Origin of the sequence: Streptomyces sp. NPDC006463 (genome assembly GCF_042870715.1) — a bacterium.
Taxonomy (GTDB): domain Bacteria; phylum Actinomycetota; class Actinomycetes; order Streptomycetales; family Streptomycetaceae; genus Streptomyces.
On sequence record NZ_JBIAHP010000029.1, the window covers coordinates 57,337 to 78,556 of the forward strand.

14 protein-coding genes and 6 pseudogenes are annotated in these 21,220 nt (G+C 68.8%); 12 read left to right on the plus strand and 8 right to left on the minus strand.

Features of this window, described 5'->3' with window-relative positions; translation table 11 throughout:
- The first annotated feature begins 160 nt into the window (after positions 1-160).
- The 4 genes and pseudogenes from ACFYOB_RS35870 (at position 161) to ACFYOB_RS35885 (ending at position 4,148) form a co-directional block, all read left to right on the plus strand.
- Positions 161-724 carry a DUF6245 family protein gene (locus ACFYOB_RS35870; protein WP_388567666.1) on the plus strand — a complete coding sequence of 188 codons (564 nt, stop codon included), beginning with the start codon at positions 161-163 and terminating at the stop codon, positions 722-724.
- Positions 725-1,057: 333 nt separating this feature from the next.
- Positions 1,058-1,328, plus strand: a pseudogene (locus ACFYOB_RS35875) (IS110 family transposase); the annotation flags it as partial.
- A 676-nt stretch (positions 1,329-2,004) separates the two neighbouring features.
- Positions 2,005-2,589, plus strand: a complete 585-nt coding sequence (locus tag ACFYOB_RS35880) for a DinB family protein (protein WP_388567669.1) — start codon at positions 2,005-2,007, stop codon at positions 2,587-2,589.
- 314 nt (positions 2,590-2,903) lie between these two features.
- Positions 2,904-4,148, plus strand: a complete 1,245-nt coding sequence (locus ACFYOB_RS35885) for a serine/threonine-protein kinase (RefSeq protein ID WP_388567699.1) — start codon at positions 2,904-2,906, stop codon at positions 4,146-4,148.
- Between the two features lie 666 nt (positions 4,149-4,814).
- On the opposite strand, the pseudogene ACFYOB_RS35890 reads toward ACFYOB_RS35885, so the two are convergent.
- Positions 4,815-5,145 (minus strand): annotated as a pseudogene (locus tag ACFYOB_RS35890) (transposase); the annotation flags it as partial.
- Between the two features lie 292 nt (positions 5,146-5,437).
- On the opposite strand from ACFYOB_RS35890, the gene ACFYOB_RS35895 reads away from it, so the two are divergent.
- The 3 genes and pseudogenes from ACFYOB_RS35895 (at position 5,438) to ACFYOB_RS35905 (ending at position 7,870) form a co-directional block, all read left to right on the plus strand.
- Positions 5,438-5,989: a hypothetical protein gene (locus ACFYOB_RS35895; protein WP_388567672.1), complete on the plus strand. Its 552-nt coding sequence runs from the start codon at positions 5,438-5,440 to the stop codon at positions 5,987-5,989.
- A pseudogene (locus ACFYOB_RS35900) lies at positions 5,989-6,235 on the plus strand (transposase); the annotation flags it as partial. The gene ACFYOB_RS35895 and the pseudogene ACFYOB_RS35900, both read left to right, overlap by 1 nt.
- Before the next feature lie 729 nt (positions 6,236-6,964).
- The gene (locus tag ACFYOB_RS35905) at positions 6,965-7,870 is read left to right on the plus strand and encodes a hypothetical protein (RefSeq protein ID WP_388567701.1); all 906 of its coding nucleotides are present in this window, start codon (positions 6,965-6,967) and stop codon (positions 7,868-7,870) included.
- 522 nt (positions 7,871-8,392) lie between these two features.
- Here ACFYOB_RS35905 and ACFYOB_RS35910 read toward each other — a convergent pair.
- The 4 genes and pseudogenes from ACFYOB_RS35910 to ACFYOB_RS35925 all read right to left on the minus strand — a co-directional run.
- Positions 8,393-8,767 (minus strand): annotated as a pseudogene (locus tag ACFYOB_RS35910) (IS5/IS1182 family transposase); the annotation flags it as partial.
- A 122-nt stretch (positions 8,768-8,889) separates the two neighbouring features.
- Entirely contained in the window at positions 8,890-9,567 is a 678-nt protein-coding gene (locus ACFYOB_RS35915) for a hypothetical protein (RefSeq protein ID WP_388567674.1), read from the minus strand.
- A gap of 386 nt (positions 9,568-9,953) precedes the next feature.
- Positions 9,954-10,451, minus strand: coding sequence for a transposase (locus ACFYOB_RS35920; protein ID WP_388567676.1), 498 nt, complete (start codon positions 10,449-10,451; stop codon positions 9,954-9,956).
- A gap of 121 nt (positions 10,452-10,572) precedes the next feature.
- Positions 10,573-10,737, minus strand: a pseudogene (locus ACFYOB_RS35925) (transposase); the annotation flags it as partial.
- A 536-nt stretch (positions 10,738-11,273) separates the two neighbouring features.
- Between ACFYOB_RS35925 and ACFYOB_RS35930 the strand changes: the two are divergent.
- Entirely contained in the window at positions 11,274-11,930 is a 657-nt protein-coding gene (locus ACFYOB_RS35930) for a hypothetical protein (RefSeq protein ID WP_388567679.1), read from the plus strand.
- Between the two features lie 106 nt (positions 11,931-12,036).
- On the opposite strand, the gene ACFYOB_RS35935 is transcribed toward ACFYOB_RS35930, so the two are convergent.
- Together ACFYOB_RS35935 and ACFYOB_RS35940 are read right to left on the minus strand one after the other, a co-directional pair.
- A complete protein-coding gene (locus tag ACFYOB_RS35935; RefSeq protein WP_388567682.1) occupies positions 12,037-13,323 on the minus strand; it encodes an MFS transporter in 1,287 nt (428 codons plus the stop codon).
- The gene (locus ACFYOB_RS35940; RefSeq protein ID WP_388567684.1) at positions 13,320-13,859 is read right to left on the minus strand and encodes an ArsR/SmtB family transcription factor; all 540 of its coding nucleotides are present in this window, start codon (positions 13,857-13,859) and stop codon (positions 13,320-13,322) included. Before ACFYOB_RS35940 ends, ACFYOB_RS35935 begins: the two co-directional genes overlap by 4 nt.
- 198 nt (positions 13,860-14,057) lie before the next feature.
- Here ACFYOB_RS35940 and ACFYOB_RS35945 point away from each other — a divergent pair, with 198 nt between their 5' ends.
- From ACFYOB_RS35945 to ACFYOB_RS35960, 4 genes and pseudogenes are all read left to right on the plus strand, one after another.
- The gene (locus ACFYOB_RS35945) at positions 14,058-14,645 is read left to right on the plus strand and encodes an isochorismatase family protein (RefSeq protein ID WP_388567686.1); all 588 of its coding nucleotides are present in this window, start codon (positions 14,058-14,060) and stop codon (positions 14,643-14,645) included.
- A 746-nt stretch (positions 14,646-15,391) separates the two neighbouring features.
- The gene (locus tag ACFYOB_RS35950) at positions 15,392-17,116 is read left to right on the plus strand and encodes a protein kinase (protein ID WP_388567689.1); all 1,725 of its coding nucleotides are present in this window, start codon (positions 15,392-15,394) and stop codon (positions 17,114-17,116) included.
- A gap of 735 nt (positions 17,117-17,851) precedes the next feature.
- Positions 17,852-19,186 (plus strand): hypothetical protein, encoded by a 1,335-nt coding sequence (locus ACFYOB_RS35955; RefSeq protein ID WP_388567691.1) that lies wholly within the window; start codon positions 17,852-17,854, stop codon positions 19,184-19,186.
- Positions 19,187-20,043: 857 nt separating this feature from the next.
- A pseudogene (locus tag ACFYOB_RS35960) lies at positions 20,044-20,124 on the plus strand (AAA family ATPase); the annotation flags it as partial.
- A 63-nt stretch (positions 20,125-20,187) separates the two neighbouring features.
- Here the strand turns inward: ACFYOB_RS35960 and ACFYOB_RS35965 are convergent.
- A complete protein-coding gene (locus ACFYOB_RS35965) occupies positions 20,188-20,739 on the minus strand; it encodes a 2'-5' RNA ligase family protein (protein WP_388567694.1) in 552 nt (183 codons plus the stop codon).
- Positions 20,740-21,220: the final 481 nt, after the last annotated feature.

Consider the following 21,220-nt stretch of genomic DNA (forward strand, 5'->3'; position numbering starts at 1 on the left):
CCGCGAGGCTTGCGCTGGGTCACCCCAGCCGGAGGCGGCTGGAGGCGGCTCTCAGTCACGATGTCATGTGAGTGGCCGATCTGACACGGGATAGAGAATCGCTGCTGATTGCCAGCACATTGGCCTCCCACGCCCGGCCAGTGACGGGTAGCGTGCCGGTATGAAGAACGAGGACATACCGGTGACGGTGGAACAGATCGGTGCGGCTCTGGTCGCGTTAGGCGCATACGACGGCAACAACACACCGGCCGAGCACGCCGAAAACGCCACCCAATTCGGCAGATCCGAAATCTACCGGCTACGGCTGCTCAACACCCTGCTGGGCTCGGTGCAGGCACAGGCGAAGCTCGCCGACGAGGTCGAGGGCGACGGCGAGGACCTGTTCGCCGCATGGTTCGAGCAGCTGAAGGCCGCCGACGCCTGGGACGACCCGGTGAAGCAGATGGCCTTCCTGGGCTGGCAGGTCCGGCGGGCGGGCATCCCGCTCCACTGGATCGCCAAGGCTCCGGGCGCCGGGCCGATCGTGGTCGCGGCCGCGCACGCCGCCGAGGCGCTGCACGTACTGCTGGGCGTGATCGGCGCAGTCGACGAGGCGAACGCGACCGGCGACGTCGAAACCGTCGTCGCCCAGGTCGGGGTGCTGAAGGCGGCCCGGGAACTACTGGTAGCCGCACTCGACAACGCCGACATCATGCTGGACACGGTCAAGTCGGCCGACTCGTAGCCGTCCCGGCCCCGCCTGCCCGGCCGGGTAGCTGCCATCTGCTCGTGGTCGATCACGAGACGGTGTTCCAGTCCGTGGACGGTACCGCGCTGGTCGGCAGGATCTGCTCGGCGCAGACGCCGACGTCGCCCGCCTGTCCCCGTTGAAGTCCGCCCACACCGACTTCCGCGGCCGCTACAGCTTCGCGCTGCCCGCCGAGGTCGCCAGCGGACGGCAGCGGCCCACCCGCAAGCCCTCCGAGGCCGGGGTGCTCTTCTATGCCGCGCCCGGCTCGCCGGCCGTCTTCCGGGCGGCGAGCCGGTATTCGGACCTTCTCGTGGGACAGGCCCGCCTGCCGACCAACGCATCACCGACGACACGGCTGGCTACCAGGTGCTGCTGGACCTGCTTGCTGAGCACAAGGCCATCCAGGAGGAACCCATCCCGGTCGCGATCGAGACCCAACCGCGGGTTACTCGTCGCTGCCCTCCGGGTAGGTTCAAGGTAGGTCTACGCGACCAATCCGCTGGCCGCCGCCCGATACCGGTACCGCCACTCCGTCTCCCGGAAGAAGTCCGACCCCCACACACATCCTTGCATGGCCACGATCCGAGTCACCGAACTGGGGACGCTCATCCGTACCGTGCTGGGGCCTTCCGTTCGTACGCCGACACCTCTCGCTCTACGACCCGCGTCGGCGCCAGGCGATCGATCGGAGTCTGACCCAACGACTGCGGTCAGCAAGGCCCATGCGTCGCCCGAAGATCGCCCGTTGGCCCCACCGGGCGGGGCATCATCCGCGGCATGGTCTCCATCAGTGGCCGTCCCACCGAGGTCGAGGACCGCAACGTTCCCAGCCATTGGGAGGGCGCCTCGTGATGGACACCCGGCCTTCGGCAGTCGGCACGCTCGTCGAGCGCACCATCCGCTACACGGCCAACCAGCCCCAGACGCCAACGAATGGCAGCACCGGCTATACGACCGCGCCGCGTCCGAAGAGCCCACCACGACAACTTGACGCGTTAAAGCGTGCGGTGTCTATGGGTTTCGTCAACCCGTGGGGGCGGAGCCCCAGCGACCATTGACTGGGGCTCCATCGGATCGTGGCAGGTGGGGAGCAGACACACCATGCTTGGCGGCTCCCCTCCCTCCCCCTTAGAGGTTGTCTCACGCGGCGAGTTTCGCGAGCTTCTTCTAGCAGGTCAGGGCGGATGCCACGGCCAGGCCCCGGCTCTGCCAGTCATTGCGGACCACGTACGGGATCTTGAGACCACCAGCAGCCCATGGCAGGCTCATGCCGCATGATCGATGAATTCGCGAAAGACAACCTGCACGGGAGACTGCGGCGGGACCGCAAGGCGCTGCTCTGGAAACTCGACGGCCTGTCCGAATACGACGCCCGCCGACCTTTGACAGCGACCGGGACCAACCTCCTCGGCCTGGTCAAACACGTGGCCACCGTCGAGGCCAGGTACTTCGGCGAGGTCTTCGACCGCCCTTCCCCGGAACCGCTGCCCCGGTGGCAGGACCACGACGGCAGCGATCTGTGGGCGACCGAGGACGAGACCCGCGATCAGATCATCGAATACTACCGGCGCACGTGGGAACACTCGGACGCGACGATCAACGAGCTTCCCCTCGACGCCCCCGGCCACGTGCCGTGGTGGCCGGAGCCTTATCCCAACACGAACCTGTTCGCCATCATGGTCCATGTCCTCAGCGAGTCCATCCGGCATGCCGGGCACGCCGACATCCTGCGCGAGGGCCTCGACGGCCGGACCGGGCTGCGCGCAGAACACGAGCAGCGGATCGACGAGGAAGCCCGTGCCGCCTACTGCACGAAGATCGAGCAGGCCGCCAGATCGGCCGCACCAATCAAGGCTTAGAGACTGTCCCACGTGACTTGATGTTCGAGCGGCATGATGCCGGTCGTGGGTGCTGATCGATCGAAGCGTCCGGTTCCTGATGAACTCTGGAAGCTGGCCCCACCCGTTGCTGCCATCGTTCGCTGCTCGTCCGCAAGGTGGGTGGGACCGCTCCGTGTGACGAGCGGGCCGTGTTCACGGAAGTGGTGTACGCGCATGGGCAACTGCCTGGTCATTGAACCTCGGTGGAGGGATCCGTAGGCTCTGATCCCGACGGCTCGGGCACCGGTTCGGGCAGTCAACCAGTGGAGGGGCGGGGGCCGTTGGCAGCGCAGGTGCAGCCGGGAAGGGCTATCGGGGGGCGGTACCGACTCGTCAGGCCCCTGGGGTCCGGAGGGTTCGGACGGGTGTGGAGGGCCCACGACGAGGCGCTGGATGTGGATGTGGCGGTCAAGGAGGTCTGGCTTCCGCAGCAGGCCGACTCAGAGCGCGAGCAGGCGTCACGGCTGGCCCGTGCCGCCCGAGAGGCGCGCAACGCTGCGAAGCTGCGCGACAGGCGGCACATTGTCGCGGTTCACGACGTGGTGGTCGAGGAGGGGGTTCCGTGGATCGTGATGCACCTCGTCGAGGGGCGCTCCTTGGAGGCACACCTGCGGGTCGAGGGACCGTTGCCCGCCGCTCGGGTGGCGCAGGTGGCCACCGCACTGCTCAAGGCGCTTGAGGCGGCCCACGCGGCGGGAATAGTGCACCGGGATCTCAAGCCCGCCAACGTGATGCTCGCCGCGGACGGGGATGTGCTGCTGGCCGACTTCGGCATCGCCGTGCACAGGGCCGACACCGCGCTCACGGTGACGGGCGGGGTCGTCGGCTCGGCCGAGTACATGGCCCCCGAGAGGCTCAACGGCACTGAGGACCAGGCCGCCGGAGATCTGTTCTCGCTCGGCGTCACGCTGTACGAGGCGCTGGAGGGCAGTTCGCCCTTCCGGCGCGAGACCCCGACCGCCACGCTGGCAGCGGTGGCACTGCACCATCCCCCACCACCGCAACGCGCCGATACTCCCCTTGCCTCGCTGATAACCACCCTCCTCGCCAAGGACCCCGCCGACCGCCCGACGATCGAGCGCGCTCTGGCCATGGCGGCGGCCGTCCCCTCGGCCGGCGAACAGCACCTGGCCGCCTGGACGTCGTACACCCCCGCCTGGTCGGGTCTGACCGCGCTCGGCTCCTGCGTGGCGGACGGTCGGTATACCCGGGTCGGCACGACCGTCCTCTACGTGGCCGACCTGACTTGGGGCGCCGGAAGCACGCTCGGGTCAGCGGACATCAAAGCCTCGTTGCCCATCCCGGCGGCGGAGGCCGGCAGCTCCGATTGGGGCTGGCAGGGCACCGGCCGCTACCGCGACGGCACCCGCGGCACATGGAAGACGCTCACGCCCGTCATCGCGAGCGGCGGCAGCGTGGCAACGGTGTTCGCGAGCCGCCCGAAGGACGGCGGCTGGGTGCCGCCCGGCAGGATCCCTTACACCTGGGGGGCGGGCGCGCACATGCGCATCCAGGGCGAGTACGAAACGTCCCCCTGAGCCCTGCCCCGCGATCAGAGCGAGGACCGGGCCAGGGCCGCCGTGGTCCTGCTCGGCATCCTCGGCGACGAGACCGCTCCGAGGTGATGTGCCAGGCCGCCCGGAGAGCTGTGGTTCCGTCTGGGTTCGCGTTCGCGCCCCGGCGAACTCCTACCGGCCGGTGCCGAAGCAGGCCGGCCCCGGAAATGTGAGGGCACGCACCCCTTCCACCAGCCCCCTCGAGCCCGACCACCCGCCGACCCCTGACAGACCACCCTCTGTAGCCTGGTCGGTAGGCCTGCAGCCCGGTCGGTAGGCGTGGTTCATGCCTTTCACCACGATGCCTCGCGCACAGATGGTCACTGACCATATACCTGCAGGCGCGCATCGCCCAGGTGCTCAGCGACAGCAAGGGGTAACGCCACCGCGTCGCTCCCAGACCCGCCTCGTTCAATGGCCGTGTTAGTGGGCACCAGCGACTACCAGACGTTGGAACCCCTGCCTTCTTTCAAGGGCTTCGACAACGGCGCGTTGTGTCTGAGCCTTCAGGACTCCAAACCAGGCCTTGGCTACACGGCGGTGCACTACGACTGGCTGAAGAGCCCGCTTGTACGGTCGGACGCGCCAAGGAAAACCGTGATCCTCGACTGCTGCTTCGGTGCACGAGCTTTCCCGCTTTGGAGTGTGGCGGTTGCCGCCGTCGACCCAGGCCTTGCGGATGCCGAGGTGGTAGGCGGCGACCTGGTCGAGGAGCTGGGTGCCGGCCACGGAGTCCTGCACGCTCGACGTGGTGACCCGCACCGCGAGGAGGAGGCCGATCGTGTCGATGGCGATGCTCCGCTTCCTGCACACGATCTGCCTCCCTCCTTCCCGCTGCCGCAAGAGTTCCCTGAGCAGGCCGTTGGGCTGGGCGAAAACGTCTTCATCCGCCCACTTCGCGAAGTACCCGTAGACCGTTTCCCAGGGCAGGGAGTCATGCGGAAGGTAGCGGCCACTGAACCCTGGTGCGGTCCACGTACGAATCGCGTCCATCGGCCGCAGCGCCGCCCGGCGTGCCAGCGGCTGCTGGACGGCTGGGCCACGCAGTACGGGACTCTGCCCCAGAGCGCGCCGACGACGCCCCGCACGTTCACCGGCCCCGCAGCGGAGTCATCCCCCACGAGCCGGCCACGGCAGCCGAACCACCGGCGCCCGCTCCCGCCGCCAGCCACCCACCTCGTCGCGCCGCCCGGGTGCGAAGAAGGCGGTGAAGAACACCGTCGCCTCCAGCCGACGCGATGGTTGACCGACGCAGCCCTCTCCTCGGGCCGTTGTTCGATGTCATCATTGCGGGTTTGAGCTCCCCCGACGTGACACCCAACGCTGATTTGGTGCATGACCGTTGGCGTGCCCGGGAGGCACCCCACGGAGACTTCATCATGTTCTCCGACGGATCCCTGTCGGTAATGGAACTCGTGCGGTTCTCCCCCGCAGGCAGGCTCCGTGACATGCGGGCCGAGGACTGGCAGTGGTGGGAGGTCCTGCGGGCCACCGCTTGGACCCCCAGCGACTGGATGGACGTCGATACGACGTTTGCCTCGTGCACCTACGCCGGAAGCCGTGCCCTGGCAGGTGAATCATCGGATCACGGCAGTATCGGCTGGGTCGCCCTGACTCGGGACGATGACCACAGCACCTTGGAATGGATCGCGGTCTCCTGCTCGTCCAATCCGTTCACCGAAGTCACCTTGGACGCAACCACGGTGACCGCCACCAGCACCCTGGGCCGCATCTGGACCTTCCCCAGAAACGCCCCCCAGCGGGTGAAGATCGCCGCGGATCCCACGACCCTTCCCGTTGGCAGGAGGCGTTCGAAGCCCTGATAGGCCGTATCGCGGATAAGTTCGCGCAGTCGAACCCCGGTGTCGAATACGGCAGTTGGTGCGCGGTCTACTGTCGGATCTGCCACGCAAGAACTGCTGGACCATCGCCGAGTGGGCCGGGGAACCGACCCCGGACGGCATGCAGCACCTACTCAGCCGGGCCAAGTGGGACGCAACGAGGTGCACGACTACGTCGTGGAGCAGCTGCACGACGACCAGGGGGTGCTGGTGGTCGATAAGACCGGCGTCCGCGCTTCGGCTCGCGACGGTGCCTATACGCCGGATCGCGGGTGCCACCTTGAGGGCCGGGGAGCGGGAAGGGCGTGGCCGATGCGGTGGGGGGCCTGGTCACCCATTTGGCGCACAGGTCATGCTCGTCATGGTGCGGCGCGAGAAGCTGACAGGGGGAACGGACGCAGAGGAGAAGAAGCCATGGCGAAGCAGCCATCCACCACGCGCGCCCGAGCCACTGCGAACGACGACGGTCAGCTGGAACTTTTTGGCCGCGGCACCGACACGCAGGTGCATCAGGGAGCGGTGGGAGCAACCGGGTGGCATGTTGGCCAGCGACCCGGTCGTCGCCCAGAACCCTGACGGCCGACTGGAGGTATTCGGCCGCGACAGCAATGGCACCCTGGTGCACATTTGGCAGCTAGCGGTCAACGGACACGGGGGACTGGCCCGAGCGGTGGGAGCCACTGGACGGGATCACGGCAACCGGGCACTCCTCTGCAGGCCTGAACAAGGACGGTCGACTGGATGTCCACGGCCGGGTACCGACGGAGCCCTGTGAGCCAGGTGGCAGGTCACCCTCGGCGGCGGGTGGGTGCCATCAGGCTGGAGGCCGCTCGGCGACGAGTTCCTCAGTTCCTGAAGGACATCACACACTGCACCCGGGATCCTGCATCCGGGAGTACCTGCCCGAGCCTGGCCGGGCGGGTGTGGCCGTCTGGATGACGCAGTCCGCGTCGTTGGTTGAACCGGTGGATCGCGTCGCGGACGGTCTCCTCGTCCGCCGCCACGAGACGCTGCCTGCCAACGCATCATCGCCCGATCGAAGGGACGACAATGGACATGCACCACGGACATCAAACACCCCACGGCAATCACGACCGCGACGCGACCCTCGGCTCCCGCGGCATGCTGCTTGTCGGCGGAGAAGTGCTCTACATGTCGCATCTCCCGATGTTCATGCCTCCGCACAACTTCCAGGTCATCCTGGAGGTGGGTCTGGAGGACGCTGTCGGCTCGGCGGTCCGCTCCCATCGGCATGTCGTACCCGAAGAGCCCTATGACACGTTCGTTCCCGATGTTTTCCCGATGAGCGAACTCGATCCGCAGGGCGTCGGCCCGCGGCGGACGTCGATGACCGGAAAGATCTTCTGTGGACACTTCGAGCGGGAGGGAAAGAAACACCCACCACTCGCCGAACACACGGTCGTGACGATCCAGAGCGTCGCACACTTCGCAGAGCTCGATGTGCAGGCGAACCACCGGGACGACAGCGAGCTGGCCTACCTCTGCTTCGGCCGCGCAGGGCAGTTGCACCTCGCGCACCACATTACCGCGGCGCCCGACTTCGACCAGGTGCTCACCGTCCGTGCCGTCCCCGGCACCGCGACCGATCTGCTCGGAGAGCCGCTGCCCGACGACGCGGCGACCCTGGAGAAGTTCTTCGGGAAGCACTTCGCCATGGCCGAACCGGTCCACATCGGTGAGCGGAGTGACCGACCCGACCAGCGGATGGTTCCCCCCGACGCTGTCAGAGGGGTGTTCTTCACCACCGCGCCGCCGAGCGGCTTCCACGGATTCGCCGTGCAACTCAAGGCGGAGCGGGAGGTGTACACGGAGAGACTGGCGACTCAAGAGGGCGGTTCGTGAGTTGCTGTCCATTTCGGGTGAGGTCGGGGCGGGAAGGGCTGTTGGTCGGGGTGCTCGGTCGGCTACCGCTTCCTGCTGAAGCTGCCGACGTCGGCCTCGATGAGGAAGTCGAGCTTGACCAGGCGTTTCAGCTTGGCGCGAGTGCCCTGGCGCGAGTGCCCTGGCGCGAGTGCCCTCGATGTTCCTCGACAGCAGTTCGTGGTCGAGGGCCTGGCAGACGTGGCGGGCCCGGAGGGGCCGGTGGCCTCGTTGAACAGGGCGAGGATACGGGGGGCTGCGGATGCTCCGGCGGGTTCGGGCGAGTCGGTTCGGGCGGGGATCCGGTCGGTGAGGGCGGTGACGGTCTTCCGCGTGATCGCAAGGTGTTGGAGGTGAGTCTCGGCCTCCTCGCAGCCGAACTTGCAGGTCGTCGATCCGGGTGCGGAGGTCGTCGGCGAAGGCCCGGGCGGCGATCCTCCTGGATGCCGAGCGCGTCCAGGGGCACTGGTTGTTCACGCGGTCACCGCCTGCGAGTCCGCGGCAGGTTGGGATGCCGGTGAGGCGGCGGGCCATGACGTGGGTCATCGCCGAGTAGACGCGGGACGCGGAGGACGCCGGGCGGTGCTCGTGGTCACGGACCAGTCGCCGGTGCAGTATGCAGGATCCCGCAGGTCTGTCGACCCTCCACCGCTTCGGCTGCCGGACGAACCCCGTCTGCTGCGGGTTGCGTTCGACGGTCTCGACGTCGATGCCCAGAAGGGTGCCGTGGGCGGCGACCTGATTCTTGAACCCCCGGTCGACCAGGTCCTTCTTGACACTGCCGCCGGCGCTCTCGGAGCTCTCGGCGACCTGGTCGAGCAGGGCGATGCCCGCGGCGTTGTCGTACGTGCTCGCTGCGAGGACGATGTCGGCGAGCAGACGCGCGGGTGGACGCACCCGTTGTAGGTCGTTGCCGAGGCGGTCGGCACGACAAAGAGACCGGCCGAGGCCAGGGACTCCGGGCGGGCGCGGAGCTCGGCGGCGGGGATCGGCGGCGGGGCTCACTCTGCACCGGTAGGCGTCCGCTGCTGGTGGCGCAGCCAGGCTGTCAGTGCTGCCTGGAGCTCGGCCACTTGCCGGTGGGTGAGGTCCTCGCCGACGGTGCCGACGTGCAGGCGTACACCCGCGGGCGTGACCGTCCAGCCCGCGCCGCGCCGTGGACCGGAGGCGAGGGCGCGCCCTTCGGCCAGTGCGCGCAGCGCCTGTCGGACCCGTGGGGGCATGCCGGCGGAGCCGGGCGGGAAGGGGGTTCGGGGCCGGGGCATGAGTCCGATCGCCGTGTAGAACGCGGCCAGGGCCTCGTCCAGTGTTCCGGGGCCGGCCGGGGCGGCGCCCGTGAAGTCTGCGATGAGTTCCGGGTGCGGGCGCGGGGCGTGCGGGCCGTACGGCTTTACGTGCAGGGCGTGCTCGTCGGTGTCGAGGCGGACGAAGGCCGGAGGGATCAGTTCACGGGTGTAGCCGCGGCCGAGCAGGGTGGCGTATACCTTGCGCAGCTTGGCTGCCTGACGCGGTACCGGATGCGGATCCGGGGCGATCGGTGCGTGCGGCTTCGCAGGCCGGGGCGCCATCCCCAGCAAGCCGGTGCTCTGGTGCAGCACGCCGGCCTGGGTCAGCACCAGCGTCGCCTGCCGGCCCTTCCCGTCCGAACCGAGCCGGAAACCCACCACCATCGTGCCCATCCGCGCTGCCCTCCCCCGGCCACCGTCTGCCGCGGCCCGTCATCGCCACGCTAGCCGGACCACACGTCGTGGGGACCGGGATGGCGATGTTCCATCTGGGTGCGGGCAACACGTGCTACGGCGGGGCCGGAGCGTTCAGCACATCGGGCCGACTCATCCGGCGGACGCGGCCAACCCCCTGGCGAGCCGTCGTCCCGACCAGCGTGACGGCCAGCGGCAGCGCCGGCCCGCCGGGGAGCTGTAACGGCCATGGCTCACAGCTCAGCAGGGTGTCCGTTGATCGGGGCCGAAAGGTGACCCCGCGCCCGCGAAGATCGAGGCGCTGCGGTCGAAGGCGAAGCGGTTGACAGCGCGCGGGTGGCTGGCCGAGCCGGCGCCGGGCCGGTTCACGCTCGCGAAGGCCGTGGCCGGCCCAGGCGGCGGGTCATGAGCGTCGTCATCGACGAGTAGACCATCGCCTCCGCGCTGCTGGTGGACCGTTCGAAGTCCCGCGTGAGGCGGCGGCTTCGCATCACGTGGGCGAAGAACCGCTTCACGATCCACCGCTTGGGCAGCACGACGAAGCCGCGCATGTCGTCACTGCGTTTTACGATGGCGAGGACCAGGGCGAGGACGGTGAAGCCGTACCCGACGAGGCTGCCCGTGTGGCCGCCGTCGGCCCAGACCAGTTCCAGCCGGTGGTGCGCGGCGGCGACCTGGGCGAGCAGAACCTGCCCGGCGGCGCGGTCGCCGATGTCCGCGGCGGTGACCATCACCCCCAGGCACAGGCCGAGGCTGTCGACCACGGCGTGCCGCTTGCGGCCGTTGATCAGCTTGCCGCCGTCGAAGCCGCGGATGTCGGCACCGACGACGGCGTCCGCCTTGGTTGACTGGGAGTCGATCACGCCCGCCCTCGGCTCCGGCTCCCGTCCGGCCTGCTCGCGGACCTTGCGGCCGGAGCCGGTCGTGGAACTCCTTGACCAGACCGTGGTCGCGCCAGCGGCGGAAGAACGCGTAGACCCGGTCCCACGGCGGGAAGTCGGCCGGCACGGCCCGCCACTTCGTTCCGTTGTCGACGAGGTAGCGGACCGCGTCCAACATCGCGCGATGGCAGTACACCTCCGGCTGCCCGCACAGCCAGCCCGGCACCGGCAACAGCGGCCGCACCACCGCCCACTCCGCATCGGACATGTCGGTCGGGTAGCGGTGCTCGCGTACCCCGTTGTCAGCAGCGTTTCCGAACTGGTGAGCCAGGCAATCACACGAGTGGGTGACTGCGCTGGACTCCGCAGCCGCAACTGCGGAAAACCGCGGCAACAGGGCCTCCTGGAACACTCGCTGGCGTAGACACCCTCCGAGCTACCACGAGGCCCTGCTTCCATTCCCGGCACCGACCGCGATCACCCGATCGCGACTCCCGCTCGACGGGACACCGCTCCAGATCAGAAAGACAAACGCAACGTTGAGCATGCAGACAAGTGGGGAGTGACGGGGTCACGGGATCGCTGATCCTGGCCACCCGGCCTCGCGGACACGAAATTGTGGAGCATCACCGAGCTGCCCAGGGCTAGGTTGGCGCGGTGCATCCGATCCGTTTCGAGGGTTCTACGACAGACGGCCTCCATCTCTTCCACTACCTCCCGGGCAATGACCTGGCGGTCACTCGGCACTGGCCTGGCCTTTGGCACGAATGGCCTGAGGAGGGGACGCCGTACACCGAGTGGGCGGTGAACAACAACAACATGGAGGAAGTCGCCGTCTATGTGGGCCTGGTGTGGCGGCTGACGGCCGGCCTGGACCGCTATGCGATCCCGACTTACTACTGCGACGACGCCGAGCGTTTCCTGGAGCAAAAGCCGATGTTGGTGAGCTGGGAGTACGAGGTCGACGCCGAAGCGCCGACCGCCACCACACGGGACAAGGGGTTCGTACCTGGTCGTACGGCAAAGCCCCTTCGGGCGGAGCCGGACAACGCCGGTCGTGCGGGCTTGTTCCGGTTGTCCACGCCTCGCGACCTGGTATCCGCGCTGCACGCGGTGATCTTCGACGCCTCGTCGGAGACCACGGTCTTCGCAGTCGCCCCCGGCCCGGAGCGTCTCCAGCGTCTGGTGAGCGCGTTGAGCGGCCCAACTCCCCCGACTCTGGCCGATGTCCTTGAGGAAGAAGGGGTGTTCGTGGACCTGACGATCGGTTCGGATTTCGACTACTACGACTCGATCACAGTGGCGTCGCGCGCCGATCTGCGGCACCGGGTCGATGACCTGGCTGCCGACTATGCGCGCAGGATCTCGGCATATGAACTGCGCTTGAACGATCTCGCGAGTGTTCCGGACTTCCTCCGGGCGATGCCGGAGCTTGCCGGTGTGGTCTTGGACGCTCCCTGAGCCCTCGATCACTCGATCACTCGATCGATACTCCCGTTCGATCGGCAAGCCGCTTGATCGGTACGACAACAGCTTCTGAGCACTTCCTCAACGACCTTGCGGAGCCCTAAATGGCACCCTCCTGAACGGGATCCACGGATTCCGTGTGATCTGGGTCATCGGCCGGGGCGCCGACACGCAGCGCCGCCTCCACCCGGCGGTTGCTGGTCATGGTCGACGTGACGGCGGTCATGGTGAGGAGGAGGCCGGCGGCAGTGTAGAGCGGGGTGCGTACGTCGTAAGTGGTGGCCAGCCAGCCGCCGAGGAAGGCGCCGAAGGGGGCGGCGCACATGGCGAGCATGCGGGAGGTGGAGGCGACCCGGCCCATCAGGTGGGCTGGGACGATCGCCTGTCGGAGAGAGGGGCCGAGCACCATCGTGGCGCCCATGCCCGCTCCGCAGACGGCGAGCGCGAGGCCGGCGACGTACGGGTTCGGGGCGGCGGCAAGGCCCAGGATGGCGAGTCCCTCGACTGCGGCCGTGCAGGTCAGTGCGGTGCCGGTGCCGAGTCGTCGGCCGAGGAAGGAGGCGATGCCCGCGCCGAGCAGACCGCCGGTGGCCTCCGCCGTGAGGAGCAGGCCGAAGCCGAAGGTGTCGATGCCGAGACGATCGTGCGCGAAGAGGGCGAGTACGGTCTCCACGGCGAGGAAGGCGATGTTCCCGACCGCCGGCCGCAGCGCGAGCCCGAGCAGCAACTGATCCCGGAACACGTACGAGGCGCCGGCCCGCGCCTGCCGCAGCAGCGACTCACGGGCCTGTGGCACGGGCCGGGGTGCGGCAGGCAGCGACCGTACGAGCAGTGCGGAGAGCGCGAACGACACCGCGTCGGCGAGCAGCGGAACCGCCCGCCCGAGGGCGAGCAGGGCACTGCCCGCAGGCGGCCCCGCGAAGCCGGACGCGGCGGTCTGGGTGCTGCGCAGGCGGGAGTTGGCGCGCTCCAGGAGTGCGGGGTCGCGGCCGAGCAGATCCGGCAGATAGGCCGTGGCGGCCGTGTCGAAGAAGAGTCCGCCGAGGCCGAGCAGGAAGGCGACGGCCGCGAGCAGCGGAATGCTCAGCACGTCGAGCGCGGCCGCTGCCGCCGGTATCGCGAGCAGTACCGCACGCGCCGCGTCCGTGACCCACATCGTGCGCCGACGGTCCCAGCGGTCCACCAGCGCACCGCCGAGCACCCCGAAGAGCAGCCACGGCAGCGTTCCGGTGGCCGTGACGACGGCGAGCGCCATCGGATCCCGCGTCAAAGTCAACGCGAGCAGAGGCATCGCGGCATGCGACACCCCGTCACCGAGCGAGGACACCGTCTGCGCAGTCCACAGCCGTCCGAACCCGGTCGGCAATTTCCGGAAGTCTGAAGTCACTTGGCGTCCCCTTCGGCCTGCTCGCGCCGCGCCGGGTGGAACAGTGCGAAGACGAGTGACGCGTCCGGCAGCGACGGATCGGACAGCTCCCGGTACTCGTCCGCCAGTGCCTGCAGCCGTGCCCCCAGTTCCGCGAACTGCTCCTCCGTGAGCCGCAGGTGCGCCATCCGTACGTGCCGCTCGCCATCCGCCGGCGACGCCTCCAGGTCCGCCACCGCATGCCGCATCAGGACGTCCGGCCCTCCCTCGCCCGGATCCGGCAGCACGATCGCCCGCGCGGCCATCGCGTAGTACCGCTCGGTGACCCCCCGGACCTTCCGCGTCCGTACCACCTTCACAAGGCCGGCCCGTTCGAGCAGCCGTACGTGGTAGCTGGAACTCCCCTTCGCAAGGCCCACTCGCTCGGCGATCTGCGTAATCGTCGCGGGCTCGAAGCGGAGCACGGCCATGATCCGGTGACGCGTGAGATTGGAAACGGCGCGTAGCTGCTCGTCGGTGGTGACGTGGAACGTCTCAGGAAGGTCATCGGTAGGCATGCCCCCAATGGTCAACGTTTCTTGACCATTGCGCAAGGGGTTTTCGTTCGGGCTTCCGGAATCGGCTGTTCCGCACGCAAGGCCTCCGCTCCCAAGGACGGCGCGCCCGGTCGGGTGAACTACCGGCGAGTGGCGCGCCCGCCCGCCGGCGGAAGGGCGACCATCGAGGAGAGCATCACCCGAGGGAAGGGGCTTTCCGTGCGCCGTGCACTGGTCATCGTCGATGTGCAGAAGGACTTCTGCGAGGGCGGCAGTGTTCCGGTGAAGGGCGGCGCGGACCGGGCCGCCGCCATTGCCGAGCTGGTCCGGCGCGCCGACGGGCAGTACGCCTACGTCGTCGCCACCCGTGACCACCACATCGACCCGGGCGCCCACTTCTCCGAGAACCCCGACTTCCAGGACTCGTTCCCCGTGCATTGCGTCGTCGGCAGTGAGGGAGGCGAGTTCCATCCGGACTTCGCGCCCGCCGTCGACTCCGGGCACGTCGACGAGGTCTTCTTCAAGGGCGCGCACTCCGCCTCGAAGAGCGGTTTCGAGGGCTCGGCCCAGGACGGCACGGCACTGTCCGCCTGGCTGAACGCCCGCGACATCTCCGACCTCGACGTCGTCGGCATCGCGACCGATCACTGTGTGAAGGCCACCGCACTGGACGGAGTGCGCGCGGGCTTCACGGTGCGGGTCCTGCTCGACTACACCGCCGGCGTCGCCGCCGATACCACACGCGCCGCACTCGACGAGCTGCGCCGGGCCGGTGTCGCACTGAGCGGCGAACCTGTCGTCGCCTGAACAGGTCCCTGTCTGCTGCAACGATGGTTCAGCGAGCCCAAGCCCGGCCGTCCACAGCCCGGCTGCGGGGTCGCCGATGGCGACGGTCCGCGATGGTCATGACCGCCTGCCGTTCTACTGACTTCCGACGCCTTCTCCCCGGCCGGTGTGACGGCGGTGGCGTGGTGTTCGCCCTTGCCGACGTCCAGGCCGAGGAAGGCGTCGATGTCGCCGGTGTCGAGCACGTGCGGGCCCCTCCATCACGCTTTCGTCGGGCCTGGCACGGCACCGAGCTGCCACCTCCACGTTACGGAGAGCCCCTCCGGCTCGGGTGAAGGCCGGTGCCGCACTTCAGCGCCCAGCAGGCGACGCAGTCCTTGCGCAAGTCAGGGGCGAACACGGGCACGGCAGTTGCCCCTGCCCCTTAGCTTGGCGTTTGACGTCGCAGGTCAATCGACCTGCTGCGTTCCCCGGGAATCGGCGGCGCGTGAGGCGGCCGTTCTTCACGCTTCGAGATGTCGAGTAACGAAGCGCGAAAGAACGGCCGCTGCCCATGAGTCTCCCCGTCGACGTGTCTGATGCGCAGCTGTTACGGGCGACGCCACGAGTGTCCTGATCTCAGGTCAGATGTACGGATGATCAAAACTGTTGGAAGGCGCACCTGCGCGCCGAGGGCTGGGTCGTGCGAACCCGCCCGCGCCCGTTCCCCTACGCTGGTGCCCGCCACGTGGCGGATTTCGAACAGTGCGACGAACGGAGCGTGACAGGTGACGGGGGCGAACGGCGCGGAGCTGGTCGGCGAGGTCCTGGGCGGGCGATACCGCGTGACCGCGACGATCGGGCGCGGTGGTATGGGTGTCGTCGCCCGGGCGGTGGACCAGCTGCTGAACCGCGAGGTCGCCGTCAAGGTGCTACGGGCCTACACCGACGCCTCCCCCGCCGAACTGGCCGATCTGCGGGTCCGGATGCAGCGGGAGGCGCAGGCCGCCGCCCGTATCCGACACAGCGGTGTGGTCACCGTGCACGACGTGGTCGAGGAGCAGGGGCTGCCGGTCATCGTCATGGAGCTTGTCGACGGGCCCTCCCTCGACAACGTGCTCGCGGAGCGCGGCCCACTGGACCCGCGCGAAGCGGCCGCGATCGGCGCCAAGCTGATGGACGCGCTCGACGCGGCACACCGGGCCGGGGTCCTCCACCGGGACGTCAAGCCCGGCAACGTATTGCTTGAGCGCAGCGGCCGGGTCGTGCTCACCGACTTCGGCATCGCCAGCATGGAGTCCTCCGGCGACGAGGGCCTGGCCAAGTTGACCCAGAGCGGTCAGATCGTCGGCTCCCTCGACTATCTGCCGCCGGAGCGCGCACAGGGCCGGGAACCGGGTGCCGCGTCGGACATCTGGGCGCTCGGCATGACGCTGTACGCAGCCGTGGAGGGCGCTTCGCCCTTCCGCCGTACGTCGGTGTGGTCCACGCTGACGGCGATCGTCGGCGACCCGCTGCCGGAGCCCCGGCGCGGCGGACCGCTCACCCCGGTGCTGCAGGCGCTGATGGCCAAGGACCCGCTGCAGCGGCCCGACGCCGGTCAGGCGCGCGAGATGCTGGAGGCGGTCGCCGGGGGCAGGACGACGGACCTCGCGCCGACACCGGCCCCACAGCCCGTCACTCCGCCGGCCTTCGGCCCCGCCGCCGCGCCGTTCTCCCAGCCCGCCCCCCAGCCCGTCGCCTCCTACACGCCGACCAATGCCTACGGCGCCCCTCCGCACCCGGGCGCCGCGCAGCCGGGTGCCGCGCAGCCGGGTGCCGCGCAGCCGGGCACGGCGCCCGGCATACCCGCCGGCCAAGGCAGCCGTTCCGAGACCCGTGCCACAAGTGTTCGCGGGGGGCGCCACCGCACCCGTACCGTCGTCGCGGTTGCGGCCGCCAGTGTCCTCACCTGCGGCGGAGTCGCCTACGCCCTGATGGACATGCGGGGCGACGCGGTCGGCGGCGGGTCGGACGCGGCGCTTCCCACGGCGAACACCCCGGCCGACGGTGACACGGGCGGCACGTCCAACGGCCCGACCTCCCCGGGAAACCTGACGTCCATCAGCCCCAGCGGGGCGCCGTCCGGCAACCCCTCGAAGGGTCCCACTCCGACGCCGGGCAAGGGCGGCGGCGAGTCGGCCGCGGGCCCGTCCGGCTCACCGAAGGCCACGCCCGGTTCGACGGTGAAGGAGCCCGTCCCGGTGTCGACGGCGTGCACGGGCTGGGCCCACTCGAACCGCAGCAACGGCTACGGTGTGGTGGCCGAAGACACCCACCTCTACACCGGGCCGTACGCGGAGTGCTCCTATGTTTCCGCGGCCAAGCCGGGTGTGAAGGTCTATTACCACTGCTACGTCACCAATGCCCATGGCAACAAGTGGATCTACTCCCGTATCGAGGGCACGAACACCGAAGGCTGGCTGTTCAGCGACAAATCCACCCTGAAGAGCGGCACACTCGCCCGCTGCTGAAGAGAGGGCTTCCGGGGTGGCGGCATCAGCGAGGCGCTGAACGGTCCGGTAGGTCATGCCGAGCCGGCATTGGATAGATCGTCGGCTGTGGCCGGCGGCCAGCAGCGCGTGGTCCTCGGTGCAACTGCTGGCGGAAGCCCGTCGGCTCGCTGAGGCCCTTGGCCTGCTGAAGACTTCGATCCACACTCCGAAGAGGTCATCAAAGCCACCGATGCCGAGGAGCCGGAGCCGGCCACCGAGAGATGGCAGCGATACGGTGTCGAATCCTACGTCTGCCTGCAGCTCCTCCAGGCCGCGAGACTCTCGATCGCGACCGGAGCAGCCATCGACGACCTGCGCTCCAGCTCCGCATCCCTCTCCCCCAGACGCGCCGAGCTTGGCGTTCGCCTGCTCCACGCGGGCGACGTGGCGCTGGAGCTCGTCATGGTCGAGCGGGGGCTCCGAGCCCCGAATCACGCCACGCCTGCTCGCCCATCTGCTCGGAAAAGCCGTCGCTCCAGGCGCCTGGTCTGGGTGACGAGCCTGGTGTTGCGGGCGTATGCGTTTGGCGAGGCACCGAATGCGCTTATCGGATGAATGCGGCGGCGTCAGGGCAGCCCAAGGGGAACTGCACGCGGGAGACGTGGTCGGCTGGTTCCGGCGCCCCTCGTCGACAGTCTGCGGCAGGACGGACTGGGGTTGCCGTGTGGAGCGCGTCCGAGGGGACGTCTCCTGGCGCAGAAGGAGGAACCCCTGATGTCCTGGCAGAACTTCCGAGCGAAGGGTCCGGTTCTCGGTCTCCGGCGACCGCATCCGGGCTGGCTCCTGGCCGCGGCCGGCCTGGCAGCCAGCTGTGTGGCGGCGCTCCCTGCTCCGCTCGCCCACGCCGCCGAAAAGCACGTCCCATGCTCGGTCACGGCGCTCGTCGAGGCGATCAAGAAGGCCAACGCCTCACCGGGCGCCGACACACTCCGCCTGGCACGCAAGTGCACGTACACCCTCACGGCACCGGACAGCAATGACAACGCCAACGGCCTGCCGTTGATCACCACCGACATCACTATCCACGGCAACGCAAGCACCATCAAGCGAAACTCGCAGGCCACCACGCCGGACTTCCGCATCCTCGCCGTGTCAGGGGAGGGCAACCTCACCCTGGAAAGAATCACAATCGCTGGGGGAAGGACTGCCGATGCCGCCGATTGCCCGATCGCACCCGACCTGATCTGCGGCGGTGGAATCCTCAACGCAGGCACGCTCGCGCTGCGCGCCAGCCGGGTGACCGGCAACAGCGCCGCCGGCAGCGTCAGCGACGCGGTGCTGGGCGGCGGCATCCACAACGAAGGCACTGCCACGTTCACCGACACCCGGATCGACGGTAATACCGTCACCAACACCGGCTCTGGGCAAGCCATCGGCGCAGGGGTGAGCAACTTCGGCACTCTCACCGTGAACCACGGCACCATCACCCGCAACTCTGCCGCCGCGACGGGGCTGCAGGCGGTCGGCGGCGGCCTGAACAACTTCGGCGACGCCTCCGTGACCAGGACGGTGATCAGCGCCAACACGGCGACCAACACGGGTGGGGGGTTCGCGCGGGGCGGCGGCATCGGCAACGCGGGCAGCCTCACCGTGAGCGGCGGCTCCGTGCACAAGAATCGTGTCGATTCTTCAGCGGGCATTGTGGGAGGCGCCGGGATCACCAACCGGGCGGAGCTGAAGTTGAACGCTACTTCCGTCCGCGACAACAACGCCAGCGCATCCGACGGCACAGTCGAAGGCGGTGGCCTGCGCAATGCCCTCGGTGGCACGGCAACGCTGACCGGCACTCCGGTCAGCGGCAACACCGCCGACGCACCAGGCGGCACCGCGCTGGGCGCCGGTGTCTTCAACGGCGCCGACAGCACGACCTCCCTGGAACGCAGTCACGTAAAAGCGAACATCGCAAGGGCCTCCGGCGGGAGCGCCGACGGCGGCGGCATCTTCAACCAAGCCGCCCTCGGCGCCGTAACACTGACCAACAGCCGCGTCGCGGGCAACCGCCCGAACAATTGCGCCCCGCCCGGCAGCGTAGCCGGCTGCACAGGCTGAGCGAGCCCCCAGCCAGGGCCTGCGCCACCCGTGATGCGGGCCCTGGCCGTAACGAACTCTCCCGTAGCGACCCACACACCCAGACGGCAGCCCTTCGCCAGTGCACGGCCCTGACGTCGTAGGGGACGAAGGTGCTGCATCACCTCGCAGGGTCACGGTGACGGTAGCTCCGCCGTCCCATGGCCAACTCCGTGACCATCGGGCTGGGGAATTACGCGATCGTCCACAGGCTTACCGGAGGGCGGTCTACACGCGTTGGCGGCGGCGTTCACTGTCGGCGGCGGCCGTCGGCCATGGTGGTGTTCATGCGGTCCTCGTGGTGTGGACGTCGGGCAGGGGCTGGCCAGTGCGGGGCATGCCAAGCATGACGCTCCGGCTGCGGCGTACGACTGCGACGGCCTCGCCGATCTGCGCCTGTCCTCGGCCGTGAGGTCACCGAGATCGGCCTTGACCCGCTCGATCAGTCGGCGCACCTGCGGATCTCCTCCTGCGAGGCGTGGCCTCACTGCGCGCTCCTGACAGACGTCCCGCGGCCATCGAAGTCTTCGTGCGAGTCGCCGACTGCGTCGAGGGACTTGTTCCGATCACCGGGCCCGCTGCGTCCACGGAGGCCTTCCACGAGGGCCAGCGGATGTCCGCACAGATTGTGACGATCGACCACGAGCGGAGCCGGATCCTCTTGGCCGAACCCGCCCCGTAGCCCCTGAACGCTGCGCCAGGCGGGTCCGCCCAGCCCTTTCCGGACCCGGCACGCGGCCCGGCCGCGGCGGGGGCGGACGTAGGCCGAGACGCCGGGCAGGTCTGAGCGTCGGGAAGACCGGTGGCCCCCTGAAGTGATGACTTCGTGAAACAGGGACGACGGGACCATCATCGAGACCGGCACCGACTCCTACCGCCTCGCCGACACCCGAGCTCGCGCCGAGCACGCTGAAGCCGGCTATGGCGGGGGCGGGAAACCCCACGCTGGTCCGCCGTCCAAGGGGCAGCGGACCGGCCAAGCCTCATGACCTGCTTCGTTCTCCGAGTGCGAACGACGCTCGTTCTTGCCACTTCGTGCCGTCGTGCACCATGAGTTCAACCGACGAGACGTGAGACGTGAACGGGAGCCTGCCTACGAGGTCGGCCTCGATCTCCTCCAGGACGGCATCTTCCTGGCGTTGAGCGATCGTCAGGTGCGGCACAATCTCCGCGAACCGGCCCCCATACGGCGGGGCCTCGGGCCATCGATCAGCGATCGCCTCCGTGAGCTGCCGCAACTGCGTGTCGGGCTCGGGAACGAGATACGACACTTCCGGGAGCCGTCCACATCTCTCGAATCGCAGGTCAAAGGCCCGGTGACTTCCCAGCACGTCCGCGAGAGCGGAGTAGACGACCGAATCTATTCGGCTCTCGTGGAGAAACGGGAAGAGCACCGTGACATGTGCTGGAACCCCCGCCTGCGCTGAGGGATCCAACCGTTCACGCCACCCGCGGACCGCCAGGTCTGCCTCCGGGATCCGGACGATGAGCCCCGTCTGACCCGCCTGAAACGCGCTACCGCTGTCGTCTGCCATGACACCGCATGGTGTCACCCCTGTCGCACAGGGCACGGCTCCTTTTCGGCTGAACGATCAGAACCGATCTCCGGACAGGTCGGCGAGGGACCTACCGAGAAGGCGGCACTCCCGCCAATCAGCACCCATCCACCTTGACCAAAGAGATATGGTCCCCCGCCGCTGCGGTTTCGTCGTGTGCGGCCTGCAACGGCTGCAGAGCGAGACGCCGTCTCGGTAGGACCCTCGCCGACACCCGACAGCCGTCCGACCGTCGGGGGCGGGCCGCAGAGCAGACTCGGACGGCCGAGCAAGAGCTGCCGCCGCCTGCACGGGCGCCGGCTCGCTCCCCGTGCCCGGCACTGCTGACCTACCGCGACGGGGCGGCTGGACTCGACGGTCGACTAAGAGGTCCTAACAAAGGCGTTGGACATGTCGGTGGGTGATGAGGCAGGTGGCGAGGCCGAGGAAGGCTTCGTGGATGTCGTCGCGTCGTTCCCAC

Excerpts from the sequence above, each read along its gene's own strand:
- ACFYOB_RS35870 (WP_388567666.1), top strand. The coding sequence starts at position 161 with ATGAAGAACGAGGACATACCGGTGACGGTGGAACAGATCGGTGCGGCT.
- ACFYOB_RS35880 (WP_388567669.1), top strand. The coding sequence starts at position 2,005 with ATGATCGATGAATTCGCGAAAGACAACCTGCACGGGAGACTGCGGCGG.
- ACFYOB_RS35915 (WP_388567674.1), bottom strand. The coding sequence starts at position 9,567 with ATGGGCACGATGGTGGTGGGTTTCCGGCTCGGTTCGGACGGGAAGGGC.
- ACFYOB_RS35940 (WP_388567684.1), bottom strand. The coding sequence starts at position 13,859 with ATGCCTACCGATGACCTTCCTGAGACGTTCCACGTCACCACCGACGAG.
- ACFYOB_RS35955 (WP_388567691.1), top strand. The coding sequence starts at position 17,852 with ATGTCCTGGCAGAACTTCCGAGCGAAGGGTCCGGTTCTCGGTCTCCGG.
- ACFYOB_RS35965 (WP_388567694.1), bottom strand. The coding sequence starts at position 20,739 with ATGGCAGACGACAGCGGTAGCGCGTTTCAGGCGGGTCAGACGGGGCTC.